This window comes from Streptomyces luteolus, from assembly GCF_029968015.1.
In the GTDB taxonomy this organism is placed as follows: Bacteria; Actinomycetota; Actinomycetes; order Streptomycetales; family Streptomycetaceae; genus Streptomyces; species Streptomyces luteolus.
In genome coordinates this window covers 161098-178327 of record NZ_JASCIS010000013.1, presented here as the reverse complement: position 1 = coordinate 178327, position 17230 = coordinate 161098, and the positions used below count along the sequence as shown (strand labels likewise).

Annotated in this window: 17 protein-coding genes, 1 other RNA gene and 2 pseudogenes; 10 read left to right on the top strand and 10 right to left on the bottom strand. The window is 70.9% G+C overall.

Features of this window, described 5'->3' with window-relative positions:
• Nucleotides 1-137: 137 nt before the first annotated feature.
• A pseudogene (locus QIT00_RS15630) lies at nucleotides 138-260 on the bottom strand (TetR family transcriptional regulator); the annotation flags it as partial.
• A gap of 130 nt (nucleotides 261-390) precedes the next feature.
• Nucleotides 391-720: a nuclear transport factor 2 family protein gene (locus tag QIT00_RS15625; protein ID WP_282535852.1), complete on the bottom strand. Its 330-nt coding sequence runs from the start codon at nucleotides 718-720 to the stop codon at nucleotides 391-393.
• A 389-nt stretch (nucleotides 721-1109) separates the two neighbouring features.
• Between QIT00_RS15625 and QIT00_RS15620 the strand changes: the two are divergent.
• A pseudogene (locus tag QIT00_RS15620) lies at nucleotides 1110-1752 on the top strand (glycosyltransferase family 2 protein).
• Nucleotides 1753-1837: 85 nt separating this feature from the next.
• Here the strand turns inward: QIT00_RS15620 and QIT00_RS15615 are convergent.
• The gene (locus tag QIT00_RS15615) at nucleotides 1838-2419 is read right to left on the bottom strand and encodes a hypothetical protein (protein ID WP_282535851.1); all 582 of its coding nucleotides are present in this window, start codon (nucleotides 2417-2419) and stop codon (nucleotides 1838-1840) included.
• A 279-nt stretch (nucleotides 2420-2698) separates the two neighbouring features.
• On the opposite strand from QIT00_RS15615, the gene QIT00_RS15610 reads away from it, so the two are divergent.
• The 4 genes from QIT00_RS15610 to QIT00_RS15595 all read left to right on the top strand — a co-directional run bounded on the left by QIT00_RS15610 (nucleotide 2699) and on the right by QIT00_RS15595 (nucleotide 5262).
• The gene (locus QIT00_RS15610) at nucleotides 2699-3217 is read left to right on the top strand and encodes a hypothetical protein (protein ID WP_282535850.1); all 519 of its coding nucleotides are present in this window, start codon (nucleotides 2699-2701) and stop codon (nucleotides 3215-3217) included.
• A gap of 294 nt (nucleotides 3218-3511) precedes the next feature.
• On the top strand, nucleotides 3512-3904 hold the full coding sequence (locus QIT00_RS15605; RefSeq protein WP_282535849.1) for a VOC family protein: 393 nt from the start codon (nucleotides 3512-3514) through the stop codon (nucleotides 3902-3904).
• 158 nt (nucleotides 3905-4062) lie between these two features.
• Nucleotides 4063-4476, top strand: a complete 414-nt coding sequence (locus QIT00_RS15600) for a hypothetical protein (RefSeq protein WP_282535848.1) — start codon at nucleotides 4063-4065, stop codon at nucleotides 4474-4476.
• Nucleotides 4477-4614: 138 nt separating this feature from the next.
• The gene (locus QIT00_RS15595; protein WP_282535847.1) at nucleotides 4615-5262 is read left to right on the top strand and encodes a proteophosphoglycan 5; all 648 of its coding nucleotides are present in this window, start codon (nucleotides 4615-4617) and stop codon (nucleotides 5260-5262) included.
• Nucleotides 5263-5331: 69 nt separating this feature from the next.
• On the opposite strand, the gene QIT00_RS15590 is transcribed toward QIT00_RS15595, so the two are convergent.
• The 4 genes from QIT00_RS15590 to QIT00_RS15575 all read right to left on the bottom strand — a co-directional run bounded on the left by QIT00_RS15590 (nucleotide 5332) and on the right by QIT00_RS15575 (nucleotide 9691).
• On the bottom strand, nucleotides 5332-5685 hold the full coding sequence (locus QIT00_RS15590) for a hypothetical protein (protein WP_282535846.1): 354 nt from the start codon (nucleotides 5683-5685) through the stop codon (nucleotides 5332-5334).
• A gap of 104 nt (nucleotides 5686-5789) precedes the next feature.
• Complete coding sequence (locus tag QIT00_RS15585; RefSeq protein ID WP_282535845.1) at nucleotides 5790-7115, bottom strand: pyridoxal-phosphate dependent enzyme; 1326 nt, start codon at nucleotides 7113-7115, stop codon at nucleotides 5790-5792.
• Complete coding sequence (locus QIT00_RS15580; RefSeq protein ID WP_408909777.1) at nucleotides 7115-7708, bottom strand: cysteine dioxygenase family protein; 594 nt, start codon at nucleotides 7706-7708, stop codon at nucleotides 7115-7117. Before QIT00_RS15580 ends, QIT00_RS15585 begins: the two co-directional genes overlap by 1 nt.
• 366 nt (nucleotides 7709-8074) lie before the next feature.
• Nucleotides 8075-9691 (bottom strand): sigma-70 family RNA polymerase sigma factor, encoded by a 1617-nt coding sequence (locus tag QIT00_RS15575; RefSeq protein ID WP_282535843.1) that lies wholly within the window; start codon nucleotides 9689-9691, stop codon nucleotides 8075-8077.
• Nucleotides 9692-10115: 424 nt separating this feature from the next.
• Between QIT00_RS15575 and QIT00_RS15570 the strand changes: the two genes are divergently transcribed.
• Complete coding sequence (locus QIT00_RS15570) at nucleotides 10116-10535, top strand: CAP domain-containing protein (RefSeq protein ID WP_282535842.1); 420 nt, start codon at nucleotides 10116-10118, stop codon at nucleotides 10533-10535.
• A gap of 277 nt (nucleotides 10536-10812) precedes the next feature.
• Here QIT00_RS15570 and rnpB read toward each other — a convergent pair.
• An RNA gene (rnpB, locus tag QIT00_RS15565) (RNase P RNA component class A) lies at nucleotides 10813-11214 on the bottom strand.
• Between the two features lie 92 nt (nucleotides 11215-11306).
• On the opposite strand from rnpB, the gene QIT00_RS15560 reads away from it, so the two are divergent.
• Both QIT00_RS15560 and QIT00_RS15555 read left to right on the top strand, forming a co-directional pair.
• Nucleotides 11307-12101: a MerR family transcriptional regulator gene (locus tag QIT00_RS15560; RefSeq protein ID WP_282535841.1), complete on the top strand. Its 795-nt coding sequence runs from the start codon at nucleotides 11307-11309 to the stop codon at nucleotides 12099-12101.
• Nucleotides 12098-12793 (top strand): hypothetical protein, encoded by a 696-nt coding sequence (locus QIT00_RS15555; RefSeq protein ID WP_349017181.1) that lies wholly within the window; start codon nucleotides 12098-12100, stop codon nucleotides 12791-12793. The genes QIT00_RS15560 and QIT00_RS15555 overlap by 4 nt, the downstream gene beginning before the upstream one ends.
• Here the strand turns inward: QIT00_RS15555 and QIT00_RS15550 are convergent.
• Complete coding sequence (locus QIT00_RS15550) at nucleotides 12744-14186, bottom strand: RNB domain-containing ribonuclease (RefSeq protein WP_282535840.1); 1443 nt, start codon at nucleotides 14184-14186, stop codon at nucleotides 12744-12746. The genes QIT00_RS15555 and QIT00_RS15550 overlap by 50 nt on opposite strands.
• A gap of 164 nt (nucleotides 14187-14350) precedes the next feature.
• Here QIT00_RS15550 and yaaA point away from each other — a divergent pair, with 164 nt between their 5' ends.
• Both yaaA and eda read left to right on the top strand, forming a co-directional pair.
• Complete coding sequence (gene yaaA / locus QIT00_RS15545; protein WP_282535839.1) at nucleotides 14351-15151, top strand: peroxide stress protein YaaA; 801 nt, start codon at nucleotides 14351-14353, stop codon at nucleotides 15149-15151.
• A 163-nt stretch (nucleotides 15152-15314) separates the two neighbouring features.
• Nucleotides 15315-15941 carry a bifunctional 4-hydroxy-2-oxoglutarate aldolase/2-dehydro-3-deoxy-phosphogluconate aldolase gene (gene eda / locus QIT00_RS15540; RefSeq protein ID WP_282535838.1) on the top strand — a complete coding sequence of 209 codons (627 nt, stop codon included), beginning with the start codon at nucleotides 15315-15317 and terminating at the stop codon, nucleotides 15939-15941.
• A 12-nt stretch (nucleotides 15942-15953) separates the two neighbouring features.
• Here eda and QIT00_RS15535 read toward each other — a convergent pair whose 3' ends face one another.
• Complete coding sequence (locus QIT00_RS15535) at nucleotides 15954-17228, bottom strand: bifunctional RNase H/acid phosphatase (protein ID WP_282535837.1); 1275 nt, start codon at nucleotides 17226-17228, stop codon at nucleotides 15954-15956.
• Nucleotides 17229-17230 lie beyond the last annotated feature (2 nt).

The following is a 17230-nucleotide window of genomic DNA, read 5'->3' as shown; positions in this document are numbered from 1 at the left end:
AGCTGAACCGCACCGGCAGGTGCTTGATCCCGTTGATGTTCGCGGCGGCGTGCGCGTGCGGATCGGGGTCGGCGGCGAGACCGGGCGCGAGGTGGGCGGCGGTGCGGTCCTTCCACACCTCCAGGAGGGCGCCCGGCCGCGCCGGCGACGGCCTCGGCGGACACGGCGTGGAACCCCTTCGCGGCGAAGAGCTCGGCGGCGGCGTCGATCAGCCGGGACCTGGTCTCGGACTTGCGCTGCTCCTGCGTACGGCGAGCCATGGGTCCCTCCCCGGGCGCCGGGGGCCGGAGGTCATATCGGCACGGCTATATAAGCCACAAAGAGAGGAACCCACAGAACTGATGACGACTCGTCAACTAACAAGAAGAAAAGGGCTATTGAGGACCGGTCTCACGCCTGCCCCGTCTCGAACCGCGCGACCTTCCCGCCCTCGACGGTGAACTGCCAGCGGGTCCGCATCTCACCCCAGGTGTCGTTGCGGTAGCGGACGACGAGGGTGCGCCCGTCGTCCGACTGGGACTCGACGGCCATGCTGCCGTTGGAGGAGAAGATCTCCCGCTCGGTCCAGTCGGCGAGATTCCGCTCCGTACCGTCGTCCGACATCGTCGCGTCGGGCGTGAGCGCGTTCCGGAAGGCATCCCTGTCCTGAGTGTTGACCGCCGCGACGAAGGCGCGTACGGCGGGGTCCGCGAGCAATTCGACCGGCAGATCGTCGTTCATGAAGTCTCCTTCGCTGGTTTCCGCTGGTGTTCGGCTGGTGTCGGGCCGGTTCTTCGGCTGGTTTCGGGGCAACCGGCTGGTTTTGGGGGCAGCCCGAGACGTACACCAATCGGCCGCGCGGGCAGCGGACCTTGGTCCGGTCGCGGCGCGTCACCCGGGCGGGGGGATGGGGGGCGGCACGCGGTAGGGGCGTCTCGCCGGTCGTTGCCGCTGTCCGGTGCGGCGAGAACGAGGAACGGCCCCGCGCCCGCCTCCGCTCCTTGCGAACTGAGCCGTTGCGGAGGTGGACGCAGGGCTGCGTAGGGGCGAACGGCTAGCATCGCGCAACCGAACCGCCGCCCGCCGCCTGCCGCCTGCCGCCTGCCGCCCACCCGTACTACGGAGCCGCCATGCCAACGCCCTCGCCCCGCCTCGGCGTCGCCGTCGTAACGATGGGCAACCGCCCCCGCGAGGTCGCCGCGCTGCTCGCCTCGGTCGCCGCGCAGGATGTGCCGCCCGAGCGGATCGTGATCGTCGGCAACGGCTCTCCGCTGCCCGAATTCCCGGGCCTGCCGGGCAGGTCGACGGTCATCGAACTCGACGACAACCTCGGCTGCCCCGGCGGACGCAACGTCGCCCTGCGCAAGCTGCGCGAGTTCGGCGACGTCGACGTGGTCATCGAGCTGGACGACGACGGACTGCTCGTGGACGACGGCGCCTTCCGTGCCGTACTCGGAATGGAAGATCCTCTACGAACCGGCCCTGCTGCTCCAGCACCCGAAGACGTCCCCCGCCCGGCACGCCGTCTACTTCCGTATGACCGCCCGCAACCGCGTCTGGCTGGCCCGCCGCCGCCTTCCCCTACCGCTGATCCCGGCGTACCTCGGTACGTGGACCCTGCTCACCCTCGCCCGCACGCGGTCGTCCGGCGGGCTGCGTGCGTGGGCGGGCGGGTTCCTGGAGGGCGCGCGGACTCCGTGCGGTGAGCGGCGGCCCATGCGGTGGCGCACCGTGTGGCGGATGACGCTTCTGGGCCGTCCACCGTTGATCTGAGTCCGCGTACCGTCGACTGCCGTGAGGCCAAGTGCGTGGCGCTCACCTCCACCCGGTGGTGGAGGGCATCTCGGCGGGTCGGCGGTCAGACGGCGGCGGCGAGGAGTTCCTCGGAGCCGGAGACGGCCTGGTCGCCGGTGTCGGCGGTGTCGGCGGTGTGGCCCCCCGGCTGCGTGGCCGGGTTGCTATCCGCGTCCGGGACCGGTGTGCTCCGGTCGTCCGGGCCCGGCTCGGCGTTGCCGTCCGGAGCCGACGCCGTCGGCTGATGCGGTTTCGCACGGTCGGCCCAGGAGCTGACCGCCCCGGTCGGCGTGAGCTTGATGTGCAGGCCGTTCAGGTTCGCCGTGGCGGTCCTGCCCTTCGCGGACGACAGCGAGCCGACCTTCTTGCCCTGGAACAGGACGTCCGCCCGGTAGCTGTTCTTGCCGACCTTGTACACCTTCGCCGTGTGCCCCTTCGCGGCGAGCCCGACCGTCTTCACGGCGGCGGAGCCCTTCGCGGCGCTGTACGAGGCGGCGACCGGAGCACTGTGTGGCACCTTGGCAGTCGCGCTCCTGGGCGGGTACTCGGGGCCGGCGGCCACGGCGGAGACGGCACCCAGGGACACGGTGGCGGTCGCGGCGGCGGCGACGATGAAGAGGTGCAGGCGGCGGGGGTTCATCGACATGGTGGCAGGCCTTTCCGGGTCGGGGGTTCGCTGTGCTGCTGCCGCCTCATTCCTGGCGACACGAATGAAGCTACGCAGGCAATGTCAAACCCACCCATAAGTCCCGTAACAGGCACCTGGCACCAAGATTGCGAACCGGCCAGTAAACAGGGACGGCAGTGGAAATCGCGGCACCGCAGGGTGGCGATCTTCCGCCGGGGTTGAGGGTGCGGGAGGGTGCTGTCAGGACTGGTGTGGATACGAGGGGGCCCAGTGGCGTTGTGGGATCAGTTGCCGGCCTTGATCGGCGTTGCCGTCGGGGCCGTGGGCTCGTACGCGGCTTCTGCCCTCACCGAGCGGAGCCGTTGGCGCCGGGCCCGGGCCGAGCGCTGGGACGAGCAGCGGTTCCATACGTATGCGGCCTACGCGAACACCCTGAAGGGGCAGATCCGAACAGCCCAGCGCATAGCGGCTTCACGGGGCTTCGAGAACGTGGTCGACCCGCTAGAACCGGAGCACGGGCTGGAACAACTCGCGGAGGCCGAATCGAAGCGCGCAGCCGAGTGGGAATCGATGCTGCTCGTAGGTGATGCGGATGCCATCAGCTCGGCCCGTGGTTGGCACGAGGCCGTCTGGAACATGGAGTTGTACGCGCGCGGCATCAAGAGTGATCCCGCCGGGTGGACACGCGCACTGCAGCAGATGAGCGAAGCCCGGGACGTGTTCTACGCCTGTGCCCGCCGAGACCTCGGAATCTCCGGGCCACCGCCGCCTCCCGGAAACTGGCCACGGAACTGGCAGGAGGAGAGCGCACAGTGATCGGCTCTGAGCGGCTCTCCCTGACTTTGAGAGGGGCGATGCCGGGGACGTGCCCACTGAGCTGCGGAAACACCGATTCAGGGCGTTGCGCGTGTGGTGGTGTTTTCCCGGTTCGCCCCCCCCGGCGCTCCCCGGACTCCCCAGAGACTCCCCAGAGACTCCCCAGAGACTCCCCGGGAAACGCGGTGAACGGAGCCCGCGTGAGGCAATCCGATCAGACATCCCCCTTGCCTGGCCCTCGCAATCCTCATTATCTTGACGTCAAGATTCCTGACTGAACGGTGGGGAGAAGAGATGGCCCAGGAGGCGCTCGGATACACCTTGGGCGGCCTGCATCACGTGCAGCTCGCCATCCCTCCCGGAGCCGAAGAGCTATGCCGCGACTTCTGGGGAGGCGTCCTCGGGATGACAGAGCTCAAGAAGCCGCCGCTACTGGCGGCCCGTGGCGGGTGCTGGTTCCGCGGCGGTGGCCTGGAGGTCCACTTGGGGGTAGAAGAGGATTTCCGTCCGAACAGGAAGGCACACCCGGGCATCCTTGTAACCTCGCTCCAAGCGCTCGCCACGCGATTGGAAGAGCACGGGGTGAGGGTGACCTGGGATGACAACTTCCCTGGGCACAATCGCTTCTACACGCTCGACAGGCTCGGCAACCGGCTTGAGTTCCTTGAAGCACGGGACAACGCCTAGCGTGCCCGAAGGTGCGCACCGTGAGGGCGTCCACCGCCTGCCCCATCCCCAGGGGCAAAGCCGACCGCGCGGCGTGCCAGCCGATCGCTGCGCTGCTGGAGGAGTCACTTCAGCCGCCGCCTCACCCTGCCTCCGCCTCAGCGGCGTACCGCACAGTGGTGCCCGCCGAGGTCGACGACGACAAGGCAGCCTGCAGCTACGTGTCGGTGTCGAAGATGCTGTTCGCCTTCGAAGGTGACGGCGCCGGGCGGTTCATGTCTGACCTGCGTGAGGCCGCTGGTGCCTGCGCTAGTGGCCTGAGCGTCGATAACGGTGATGGCCCCGCCCCGTATGCCACGGTCAAGGAACTCACAGCTCCGCGAGCCGGAGGCGACGAGTCGTTGTCCTACCAGGTCGACCACGGGGCGGACGGCGACACCGGGCGGGGTGAAGACGGGAAGACGCCGCATGTGTTCGGTGTCGTGCGTAAAGCGTCCGTGATCGCCGTCTTTCATCATGTCGATCACGGCGGCCACAAGCGGATGATCCCGCCGACGTCGCTCCTGGCCGCCCAGGTGAACAAACTGCCGTAGCCAGCCAGCCCCGGTGTGGGGGCCGCGCCCACTGCTGGCCTGCTGAACTGCTGTAGGTGGAACTCCCTGATCTTTGCTGTGCGGCGAGCGCACCGCACATCGCTGGGGACCACCGATGCGATGACCGAAGGAGATGACGTGCCACTCGTACCGATCGACTTGCCCACTCCACCCCAACTTCGTCCGCGCTGGGCCGCGTTGGCCGCGATATCCGCGGCGCGCAGCGACGGCCATGCGTGCCATGCCGACGTACCGGGGGTGTGGCGCTACGACGACGGCGGCGGCAACTGGATAGAGCTGCACCAGGTCAGCGAGGGCCGCGCGGTGCTCCTCGGGCACGACCATGAGGCGTCCGAGACGTACTACGGCGAAGCTGCCTCGGTCTTCGACCAGCCGGAAACCGACCTGCTCGCTGGCGCGCCCGCATGGTGGGGGCCTCCCGTCCGCCGCACGCTCGACGGCGGCGCCTGGGTCGGCTTCGTCTACGGCTTCGATGGTGCGGCATGGCAGCGAGCCGATTACACGGCCGAGGACGGCTTCGGCTCCATCCGGTTTCCGGCACTCGGCGACGAGGAAACGCTCAACTGGATTTACGCTCAGGTTGAGGGGTTTCCCGGGCTGCCCGAGGCTGCGCAGTGGGATGCGGCAGCGGGCGCTCTCATCGCGGCCGACGCCGAGGTGACGCCAGCTCACATCACCGCCGTCATCGGACCGCAGTCCGACGACCCCGCACGCTGGGACACCGCAGCCGGTGTGGCAGCGGCGCACCGCTTCCTGACCATGTGAGAGGGCGTTGCCTTCGTAGCGGTGGTTGGGGCGGCGGTAGCCGATCAGCCACGACACGGTGCGTTCGCCTCAGCGAAACGCGTGGACCACCTGGATCTCGCCGACAATGTGGGCGTTGAAGTCGTCCAGCTCCTCGGCCGGAACCCAGAGTTCGAGGATCGCCTTCCCGCCGGCCTGCCGGATGGGATAGCGACTCACGAACTCCGACTCGACCTCAAAACGGGTGACGAAGCCGGCGCCATCCTGCTTCACGTTCCAGTCCCGCGCGATCATGACCGCGTACTCTTCGTTGAGCACCGGGTAGAAGATCGGCTGCTCAGGCAGCCGTGGCGGCCAAGCGCGCCAGTTCAGCTCTCGAACCAGATCCAGCTCCTTGGGGCCGGTGGGGCGCCACAGAGTCCTCGTTGCTTGCTGGCTGGTCATCTGCGTCGCTCTCTGAACGTAGGTCGCTGGTAGGCGGGTTGGGAGACCGGACAATACCGGCCTCGCAGACCCGCCAGCTACGCAGTTTCCCGTGGGATGACGCATTAGCCTGCGTGTTTCACGACCGTTCGCCCGCTGGGATATGTCGGCGACCTGCCGTCCCCGGCATCCATGACTTCGGCCGCTACGGTCAACGGATCACTCCCGGCGTTCACCACGTAAAGGTGCGGGCTGGGGGATGCCGGGAGCTGCCGCGTGGCGAGGAAGCGGCGCCGTCCCCCTCCGGTCACATTGAGCAGGACGCGGGCGTCTCGCGGGATCTGACCGCGTGCGGCGGCTTCCCACAGGCAGGCGAGCGCCACAGCAGCGGGGCGCTCGATGTCGATGTCCTCCATCTCCTCGAAGAGGGCGGCGGCTTGCACGGAGGCCCTTCGGCCGGACACGAGGATGCCGCCCCGGCTGCGCCGCAGGGCATCGCGTACCCCTCCTGCGAGGGCATACGGCGGTGTGGTGTTCACCAGCTCCGGGGCGTAGACCCTGGCAGGAGGCAGCGGGGAGGCAGCGGCCTTGCCTGACCAAAGGTCATGGAGCGGGGCGAACTCCGCGCTCTGACACAGAAGAAGACGAGGGAGGGCGGCAGTGCTGTCAGCCCGCGTGATCCGAGCGGCGGCCTCGTGGGCGGCGAGCGCACCGGACGCGCTCCCGACGGCCTGCACGTAGTAGTCGGGCAGGCGGCCACCCATCGACTCGTACGCCGTCAGTGCCACCACGGCCAGGCCGTCGCGCCGGGCGACGTTGCGTACCCCGCCCTCCTCGCTGAAGACAGAGCCAGCGTCGGCGATGCGGCGCGCATAGGTGATCGCCTCGTTGTAGCCGGCCTTCTCCAGGGCGATGACACGAGCACTGCTTCCGGCCGCGGCGACGGCAGACAACACGGGCAGGGCCGCCTGCGGCACCACCAGAAGACAGGGAAGCCGACTGTGACGGCAGGCGGCAAGAAAGGCTGCGGCGGTGTTCCCGGCCGACGCGGCCACCAGGGTCCCACTCCGTGGAGGGAGACGCCCCAACACGCTGTAGGCCTCAAGCTCCTTGAAGGTCCCGGTGTCCATGCGGCAGCCGCGTTCGGGCCAGTAGCCGCTGAAGGCCACCCACAGGTCACTCAGCCCCATGGCCCTGCCGAGGCGTTGACTGCGGAAGACCGAGGGCAGGCTGGAGCCGGGCACCTCGCGGCCGGCCGGCAGCCACCTGCCGTACCGAAAGATCCCCTCTCCCGTAGCAGCGGGCCTGAACCGGCCCTCTTCGTACTCGGTCCGCAGCAACGCCCCGTCCCCGCAGACCGGACACCGCAGCATCAGCCCGTCATCCGCCGTCCGCCGCGCGCATCCGCTGCACACCAGCTGGTAGCGCGGGGGTGAGACGCGGCCCGGCATCAGCTCGGCCCCGCTGGCGGCGTGCTCGGGCCGGGAGCGTCCTCGTATCCGGTGTAGATCCGCCGGATGCTGCTGCCTTGCTGATCGATGTCCGTGCCGTACACATGGAGGGAAATGGCCTTGCCCGGGCCAGGGTTGCGTACCTGATGGATGTCTCCCGGCGGGGCGAACGCGGTGACCCCGCCCACAGCGTTGACCCGGTGCTCGACCGGGAGGAGCTGGGCGCCCCGGGGTGCGGAGGACAGCCGGTAGCGCTGCTCCACCTCTCTGCCCGCGTGCACGCCGGCAACACACCAGCACACGTGGTCGTGCACGGCCGTACCTTGTCCAGGCAGCCACACCAGTGCCACCAGGGAGAATGTGCCTGACGGTTCCACGTGGAGAACGTGCTGCCGGTAGCCCGTCCGGTCGCCCATGCATTGGTGCGGTGTGAGCAGACCCGGTTCACAGATGTATCTCTGAAGCTGCCTGCCGGCGAGCAGCGCCCGCCGCGCCGGTGAGTTCGCCTCCGCCACGCCCTCGCGGATCGCCGAGACCAGTGCGCGCAGGCGCGGGGTCGTGGCCCCTGTGCGGAACTGATCCGTCGACGTCACCACAGACCGTCCTTCCCTGCGAGGCCAGCGGCCCCGCAACGTGTATCCCGCACGGCCGCACCTGCGACAGGAGCGTCTCTCTCTTCACTGTGTGGGCGAGGGCGGCATGAAGCCCGCTCTGCTCAGCCGAATGGGCTCCCGGTCTACCGCTACGGCGGGGCGAGGACGGGCCCAACCTCTTGCGACGCCGCACTTTGCTGGGACCATGATCAACTAGCCGCTGGCCCCGAAACGGCGACAGAGCCCAGGAGCTGAGCCAGAGCCGGAACTCGTGAACAGAGCCACGTCGAGAAGGCCTCGCATTCTCGACTGGCTTCGCTGTCGACGAGATTGGCCGTGAGTCGTCCAGCTTGGGGCTCGGCCCCTTCACCCGGTGAACGCATCGCCCTTGTAGCGGAACCGCAGCGAGGGAGTGTCGTAGTAGTTGGTCGTGGTGCCGACGGCGGAGGAGTGCGGCCTTCCTTCGGCGGCTGCTTCCCAGTCGTTCAGGCCGAGGAGTTGGCGGCCGGCTGAGTTCTGGGCGAAGGCGATGGTGTCGAGGGTGGGTATGTAGTACGTCCACCGCGTAGTGGCCGCCTCGGATTCGCAGGCGTCGGGCCGCTGGCGCACTGGAGCTCCTTTCGTCGGCGTACCGGTGTGGGTGAGGCACATGCCCGTCGCGTGGTTGCGGATCCGTACTTCCTGGGCCGCCCGGTCGACCAGCAGCTCCCACTGCTGGCTGCTGCCGCCATCGCATGAGGCCTCAAACGGCTGAGCTCCTTCCTGGGCGGAGATATCCAGGCACCGTCCGGTGGCGAGGATCGACAGCTGGGTACGGTCATCGGCTGACGGCGACCAGGGTGGCTTCCGGGCTGCTGGGGTGGAGCTGCGCCGCGGCGGTGGGGTTGAGCTGCTCCGCGGTTTCACCTGGGATGGCGGTGACGCTTTCGCGGGCTCGTCGCGCGAACGAGTGGGTGTCGGGGTGGTTGTGGTCGCAACAGCGGTGGGGGCCGGCGGGGGCACCGGAGGCCTGCCGCTGTCCGGGGCCAGGGTGTATCCGGCGACGGATACGACAAGGACCGAGGCTCCGAGGGCGCCGGCCTTCAGCGCCGCGCCGACTCCGGTGGCCAGCCCTGCGGCGCCTGTTATGGGGGTTGTCGCCGCACCGGTCGGGACAGCCGCCTTCGACCCGTATGCTGCCCCCGCCCACAGCAGCACACCTACTGGGAGCACTGAGGCCAACGAGTCGTTGAGCTGCTCTAGTTCGTGCTGCGCGCGGCCGCAGCGGGCGCAGTCGGCAAGGTGCCGGGCCAGCGCGCGGTGGGTGCGGCGAATGCGCCCTGTACGGCGCACCGAGGCGGCCAGCAGGCCGGTGTAGTGGCGGCAGTCCTCCGGCGTCGCCGTGTCGGTGACGTACGCGGACAGGTAGGCCTCGCGCAACCCTTCGCGGGCGCGGGCGGTGAGGGAGGCGACGCCGCTCGGGCTGATGCCGAGGAGCGGCGCGATCCGGTCCGCTGACGCGTGCTCGACGGCCGAGTGCCACAGAACGGTCTGCCAGCGCCCGGGCAGGCTGAGGAATGCCCGTCGCACCAGGTCGCCCTCCTCCTGCCGCAACAGCTGCTCTTCGCCGCTCTGCGACTCAGCCGACTGCACCAGCCAGCACTCGAAGTCGCTGCAGAGTTCAGTGCGTCGAGCGGTGCTGGCCCAGGCAGTGGCGGCACGGCGGACGGTGGCCATCAGGTAGGGCCGCCAGGCATCCGTCGGGCCGTTGCCGCCCCGCACCGCGTGCAGGGTACGGGTGAACGCCTCGGAGGCCAGGTCTTCCGCCGTGTGCGCGTCCCGTGTACAGCCACGCGCGTACGAGAGCACGGCTTCGTGGTGCCGACGGTAGAGCTCGTCCAGGGCTGCCTCGGCGGCGCCGGGCGGACCACGGCGTATACGGGCTGTCAGTTCGGCATCGGCGGCGGTCGCCGGCGTGAGGGTGTCGGCGGCGGGTTCGCTCATGTGGTCCCCCTGGGTCTTGGCGGGCGAAGGGCTCCGCCGAAGAAGGGAGCGGCACCAACTCACCTGATCCCGCGGTGACATCAGATCGTGACCTTGACTTGCCTGCGGCGCACACTCTGGCCGGTGACGTTCTCACGCTGCTTGGGCGGCTCCTCGGTCTCGCAAATAACGGGTGCATAACGGAGCGAGGAAGAGGGCGGTCCAGGTGCTCTCTCCAGGGTGACAGGCACTTCACGCCGAGGCGGCCCCGTCTGTCGACGGCAGCCCTCGGCACCTACTGCCTCAGGAGGCACCCGTGACACGACACGCTTTGCCGGACTCGCAACGCCCCCGGCACGCCTATCGCCGCCCCTCACTCACCCGCGCCCGTACCGCAATCGCCGCCGCTGCCTTCCTTGCGACGTGCGCTGCGACCTGGTCGGGCATGACCGCCGGCGCTGCTGAGGTGGACGGACAGCGGAGGCCCGACAGCGTCTCGGCGACGCCCGCCGAGGCGGCCAGCGAGAGGACGTCCTACCGGTCGATTGGGCCGCGGATGGTGAAACTCCTCAATGAGCGGCGGACGGAGTTGGGGCTCAAGCCGGTCCTGTACAGCGCCGACGAGCAGCGGAAGGCCGATGCCTGCGCGCGGGAGAATCTGACTGCCTGGCACCACTGTGGTCACGAAGTACTCGCCAAGGGCGAGCGCCCTCAGGACATGAGCGCCGAGAAGCTCCTCGACGGCTGGTTCGACAGCCCTGCCCACAGGGAGGCCCTGACCAGGCCCAGTTCACGCATCGCCGGAGCCGCTGTGGTCACCGACGACCGGGGCATCTACGTCGCCGCTCTGGCTATCGACTACTGATCCGCACCCCATGACAGCCGCCCGTCAACCCCTCTACGGATGACGGGCGGCGGCGGGGAGTCCTCATGGGAAGTAGGGGAATTACTGAGGTCGCTGTTGTCCACGCCAGTCACGTAGTGGGACACCCGGAGGGGCAAGACCTGGTCACGTCGGGCCAGCCGCGAAGTCCACTACAACCGGAGGGGGCCCTGCACCTTGAAGAAGGTGCGGGGCGATAGGCGCAAGCAGAAACCCCTGGCCCGGGAGTCGGAAACTCCCAGGTCAGGGGCCTTGCGGCGGAACGAGTCGGCCTGTACGCCGGGTTCTGTCTCCCCAGGGCCTTGCGGCCCGGGGGGAGGCGGTCATCCATCTGGGGCCGGCGTTGCCGTCGGCCTCGTGCGGTCTACCCGCGGACTCGGGCGGGCAGCCCTCGATCATCCGCGCAGAGCGCCTCGCGGCACTCCTCTTGACCTTGCTCCGGGTGGGGTTTACCTAGCCGCCTGAGTCACCTCAGGCGCTGGTGGTCTCTTACACCACCGTTTCACCCTTACCCGGCACCTGAGCGCCGGGCGGTTTGTTTTCTGTGGCACTGTCCCGCGGGTCACCCCGGGTGGCCGTTAGCCACCACCCTGCCCTGTGGAGCCCGGACGTTCCTCGGAGGGAGTCCGAAAACCCCCGCCGCGACCGCCCGGCCGGCTCGTCCGCCGTGTCGACCATGCTACCCGCGCCACGGGGAGCCCTTGACCCGAGAGCCCTTGACCTTGTCGCAGCGTCAACGTTTCTACTGGCCTCATGCGGATCGGAGAGATCGCCGCGCTCGCCGGGGTCACCACGCGGGCCGTGCGCCACTATCACCAGCAGGGGCTGCTGCCGGAGCCGGAGCGGCGGGCCAACGGGTACCGGGAGTACGGGCTGCGGCACGCCGTGGAGCTCGCCCGGATCCGGCGGCTCACCGAGCTCGGGCTCGGGCTCGCCGAGGTCAAGGACGTGCTCGCGGACGACGCCGGGCGTGAACTCGTAGAGGTTCTGGAGGAGTTGGACGGAGATCTGGCGCGGCAGGAAGCGGCGGTCCGGGAGCGGCGGGAGCGGCTCGCCGCGCTCCTCGAGCAGGCGCGGGCCGGGGAGCTGCCGCCGGAGGGGCCCGTCTCGCCGGACCTCGCCCGGCTGTTCGCCGCGCTCGGGCCGACCGACTCGGCGATCGCCGCGAAGGACCGCGAGCACCTGGCCCTCTTCGACTCGCTCGGCGGGCCCGAGGGCAGCGGCGAGCTGGTCGCGGCGCTGCGGCCACTGGCCGACGACCCGGAGTTCGCGGGCCGGGTGGAGGAGCTGTACGGGCGGTTGGACGAGTTGGCGGAGGCCGCGGCAGACGATCCGCGGATCGCGCCGCTCGGCGACGAGCTCGTGGCCGCGATGCCGGAGGCCGTACTGCGGCTGATCGCTCAGGAGGACGCCGGGCAGTCGCTCGGCGGGGGCTTCGGGGAGGCGTTCCTCGCGGACTTCCCGGCGGCGCAGGCGGAGGTCGTACGGCGCATGCTCGCGGGGCTCGCGGAGCGCGCGCGGCGGGCGGGAGGGGGTGGGCGGCCATGAGCATGGGGAAGGCCGTACGGGTCACAAGTCGGCTGACCGTGCTCGAACTGCACGGGATGTACTGCCTGTTGCTGTGGGTGGCGCGGCGGCGGCACGGGGTTCCCGAGGGGGCGCGGCCCGTGTCGTACACCGGGCCGCAGACGGCGATGCTGTTCGGGCTGCTGTTCGTGGCGGTGCTCGAGACGGTCGCGCTCGCGGTGCTGATCCCGTGGCCCGCGGTGCACGCGGTCGTGCTGTTCCTCGACGTCTACACCGTGCTCCAGGTGCTCGCCCTGCACGCCGCCTGTGTGGTCCGCCCCCATGTGGTGGGCGCGGACGGTTCACTGCGCATCCGGTACGGGCATCTGCTCGACCTGCGCGTTCCGGCCGCGGCGGTCGCCCGCGCACGGGTGGAGCGCCGCTACCCCACCGGCAAGCGGATCCAGGAGCACCTGGACGGCAGCCTCGACCTCCTGGTCGGCTCCCAGACGACGGTGACCGTGGAGCTCGCGGCGCCCGTGGCGTTCGTACGGCCGCTGGGGCGGCGGGTGGAGGTGACGACGGCGGTGCGGTTCCACGCGGACGATCCGCAGGCGCTCGTCGCGGCCCTGAGAACGGCCCCGCGAACAACGGCCCCGCGAACAACGGCCCCGCCAACCGGTCTCACGCCGGAGCGAACCGCACCTTCGCCGCACCCGGGTCGGCCTGGGTGAGGCGGACGCGGAGGCGTTCACCGAGGGGCAGGTCGGTGGTGCCCTCGATGCGGGCGACGACCGCCGGGTCCTCCAAGTGCACGGTGCCGACGGCCGGTTCCTGTTCCTTGACGTCGATCACGATCGCGTCGAAGGTCTCGCCGACCCGGTCCCGGAGCAGCGCGGCCTCGACGATGTCGACGCACTCGCGCTCCACGGTGTTGCCCCGCCGGGTGCCGTCGGCCATCTCCTTCGGCAGCTCGGGCAGGGCGTCGAGCACCCACGGCGGAGGATCGCCACCGGCGCAGGCGGCCAGGCAGATCTCGCCCGCGTACCGGTCGGCGAGCCGCCGCAGCGGAGCCGTGCAGTGCGTGTACGCGGCGGCCACGGCGGAGTGGACGCGCGGCTCGGGCAGCTCGCCGCCGGTGAACTCGGTGTAGCCGGCGCCGCGCAGGAGCGTCGTGCACTCCTGCAGGAACGCCGCGTGGTTCGGCTCGCGCGGGTCGAGAGCGCGGAGGAGATCGGCGTACGGGACGTGGTGCGGCCAGTCCACGTGCAGGGCGGTGGCCGCGCGGCGCAGGCGGCCGACCGCGCCGTCGGGGGCGGCCGGCAGGGTGCGCAGGATGCCGGTGCCGTACTCGATCATCAGGTCGGCGGCGGCGATGCCGGTGAGCAGGGAGATCTGGGCGTTCCAGGCGTCGGCGGGGCGGGGCGCGCGGTAGGTGAGGGCGTAGTGGTTGTCGCGTTCGACGATCTCCTGCTCGGGGACGTTCAGGGAGATCCCGCCGCGCGCCACCTCGCGCTGTTCGCGCAGCAGCCCGATGTCGCGGAGGAGGGTGAGGGGCTCCTCGGCGGTGCCGGTGTCGACGGCCTTCTGGACGCCCTCGTAGTCGAGCTTGGCGCGACTGCGGACGAGGGCGCGGTGCACGTCGACGGCGGTGCGGTGCCCGTCCGCGTCCAGGTCGATGGTCCAGAGCAGGGCCGGCACGTCCTGGTCGGGGAGCAGGCTGGCGGCGCCCTCGGACAGCAGCGGCGGGTGCAGCGGCACCTTCTCGTCGGGGAAGTACAGGGTGACCGCGCGGCTGTGCGCCTCGCGGTCGAGGGCGCCGCCGGGGGTGACGAAGGCGGCGACGTCGGCGATGGCGTACCGCACGCGGTAGCCGCCGCCGTCCCTGCGGGAGAGGTGCATGGCCTGGTCGAGGTCGGTCGACGTGGGCGGGTCGATCGTGAAGAACGGGAGGTCCGTGGCGTCGGCCTCGGGCAGCCGGGGCTCGCGTACGGCGGCCTCCGTCTCGGCGAGGACCTCGGGCGGGAAGTCCTGCGGCACGTCGAGGCTCGCGCGCAGCTCGCGCAGGGCGGCGCGCAGCGGGGTCGCCTCCGCGGTGGGGGGCACGTGCAGGTGGCGGCGGGGCATGGGGCGAGCGTATTTCGTCCGTACGGATTCCTCCCGTTCTGCCCGCTTGCTCCCTGCACGGTCCTTGCGTACCCCGTCCGGCCGATACGCTGCCTCGGGGGCCGCACCCCCGCGCCTCGGGGGCCGCACCCCCGCCTCGTACCGCCGCAGAAGGAGAACCCGTCGTGCTCGTGCTCTTGCCTCCGTCCGAGGGAAAGGCCGCCTCCGGGAGGGGTGCGCCGCTGAAGGTCGAGGGGCTGTCCCTGCCGGGTCTGAACGAGGCGCGGCAGGCGGTGCTCGACGAGCTGGTGGAGCTGTGCGCGGCCGACGAGGAGAAGGCGCGCGAGGTGCTCGGCCTGAGCGAGGGGCTGCGCGCCGAGGTCGCGAAGAACGCGGAGCTGCGCACGGCCGGGGCGCGTCCGGCCGGGGAGATCTACACCGGCGTCCTGTACGACGCGCTCGGCCTCGCCTCCCTGGACGCGGCGGCTAAGCGGCGGGCCTCGAAGTCGCTGCTCGTGTTCTCGGGGCTGTGGGGCGCGGTCCGGGTCACCGACAAGATCCCGTCGTACCGCTGCTCGATGGGCGTGAAGCTGCCGGGCCTCGGCGCCCTGAACGCGTACTGGCGCGGCGTCATGGCCGAGGCCCTTCCGGAGGCCGCCGGGCAGGGGCTCGTGCTCGACCTGCGTTCGTCCGCGTACGCGAGCGCCTGGAAGCCGAAGGGCGAGGTGGCGGGCCGGACCGCGACGGTGCGGGTGCTGCACTCGCAGCTGGTCGACGGCGTGGAGAAGCGCTCCGTGGTGAGCCACTTCAACAAGGCGACCAAGGGCCGCGTCGTACGCGACCTGCTGCAGGCGGGCGCGGCGCCCGCGACACCGGCGGAGCTCGTCGAGACGCTGCGCGGGCTCGGGTACGCGGTGGAGGCCGAGGCGCCCGCGAAGCCGGGGAAGGCCTGGCAGCTCGATGTGGTCGTGACGGAGATCCACTGAGTCGTACGAGGGAGATCCGCTGAGCCGTACAGGGGAGATCCACTGAACCGTACGGGGAGATCCACTGAGCCGTACGAGGCAGATCCACTGAGCCGCACGAGAGGCGGTTGCAGCATGCGCAATGGGCTTTGCGCATGCTGCATGCGCCGGGCAGGATGGTGCCATGACTTCGCGCTCTGTGCTTGACCTCGCCCCCGTCGTCCCCGTCGTCGTCGTGGAGGACGCGGCGGACGCGGTGCCGCTCGCCCGGGCCCTGGTGGCGGGCGGCCTGCCCGCGATCGAGGTGACGCTGCGCACCCCCGCCGCCCTCGACGCCATCCGCGCGATCGCGGCCGAGGTGCCGGACGCGGTGGTCGGCGCGGGCACCGTGATCTCCCCGGACAACGTCCGGGACTCGGTGGCGGCGGGCGCGCAGTTCCTGGTCAGCCCCGGCTGGACGGACGCGCTGCTTGACGCGATGAAGGAGTCCGGCGTGCCGTTCCTGCCCGGCGTCTCCACGACGTCGGAGGTGGTGGCCCTGCTCGAACGCGGCGTCGCCGAGATGAAGTTCTTCCCGGCCGAGGCCGCCGGTGGCACCGCCTACCTCAAGTCCCTCGCGGGCCCGCTCCCCCAGGCCCGCTTCTGCCCGACCGGCGGCATCACGCCCGCCTCGGCACCCTCGTACCTCGCGCTGAGTAACGTCGGCTGCGTGGGCGGCAGTTGGATGCTTCCCGGTGACGCGGTCGCCGCGAAGGACTGGGCCCGCGTGGAGCACCTGGCCCGCGAGGCCGCGTCCGTACGAGAGGCCTGAAGCCCCCTCGGTTCAGCGCAGGTGGGACGTCTCGTTGAGGAGCCGCAGCGAGGCGTTCCCGTCGGCGTAGTACGCGACGGCCGAGAGCGAGGCCGCCGAGAGCTCCATCCGGAACAGCGCCTCGGGCGGCGCCCCGAGCGCCAGCCGCACCAGCGTCTTGACCGGCGTGACATGCGTGACAAGCAGGACCGTACGCCCCGCGTACCGCGCGACCAGGCGGTCCCGCGCCTCCTCGACCCGCGCCGTGACCTCGGCGAAGGACTCGCCGCCCGGCGGGGCCGCGTCCTGCGAGGCGAGCCAGGCGTCGAGCTCGTCCGGATAGCGCTCGCGCGCCTCGGCGAACGTCAGACCCTCCCAGGCCCCGAAGTCCGTTTCCCTGAGGCCCTGTTCGATCGTCACGGCAAGGCCGAGGCGGGCCGCGACCGTGTCCGCGGTCTCACGGCAGCGGCGCAGCGGTGAGCTGACGATCGCCTGGATCGTGCCGCGCGCGGCCAGCGCGGCGGCGGTCCGCTCGGCCTGCTCGCGCCCGGCGGCCGAGAGCACCGGGTCGGAACCCCCGCTTCCGGAGAACCGCTTCTCGGGCGTCAACGCGGTCTCGCCGTGCCGAAGCAGCACGAGCGTGGCGGGCGGGCCGAGGTCGGGTGCGGCGGCGGGCCGGGCGGCGGTGGGGGCCTGGACCACGGGAGCCGCACTCGTACGCGAACCAGCGAGCGCCGCCCGCGCCTTGGCCGCTCCCGCCGACGCGTCGCCGGGCGGGCCGTCGCCGGGCGGGCCATCGCCGGGCGGGCCATCGCCGACCGGAGCCGTCGCCGCGTTCCGTGCCGCGCGGGCGTCCCGCGCGTCCAGCTCCGCCGTGGAGTCGGCCGCGCTCCACTGCTCACCGCGCTTGCCCGCGTCCATCGCCTCGTTGGCGAGCCGGTCCGCGTGCTTGTTCTGCGCGCGCGGGATCCACTCGTACGTGACCGTCCCCGGTGGGAAGACCCCGCGGGCCTCGGCGGCGAGCGGGCGCATGCCCGGGTGCTTGATCTGCCAGCGGCCCGACATCTGCTCGACGACCAGCTTGGAGTCCATCCGGACCGCGACCGAGGCCTCCGGGTCGAGTTCGCGGGCGGCCTTCAGACCGGCCACCAAGCCCTTGTACTCCGCGACGTTGTTCGTCGCCACACCGATGAACTCGGCCCGCTCCGCGAGGACTTCACCGGTGGCGGCGTCCAGGACGACCGCGCCGTAGCCCGCGGGGCCCGGGTTGCCCCGGGACCCGCCGTCGGCCTCGACCACGAAACGCATGG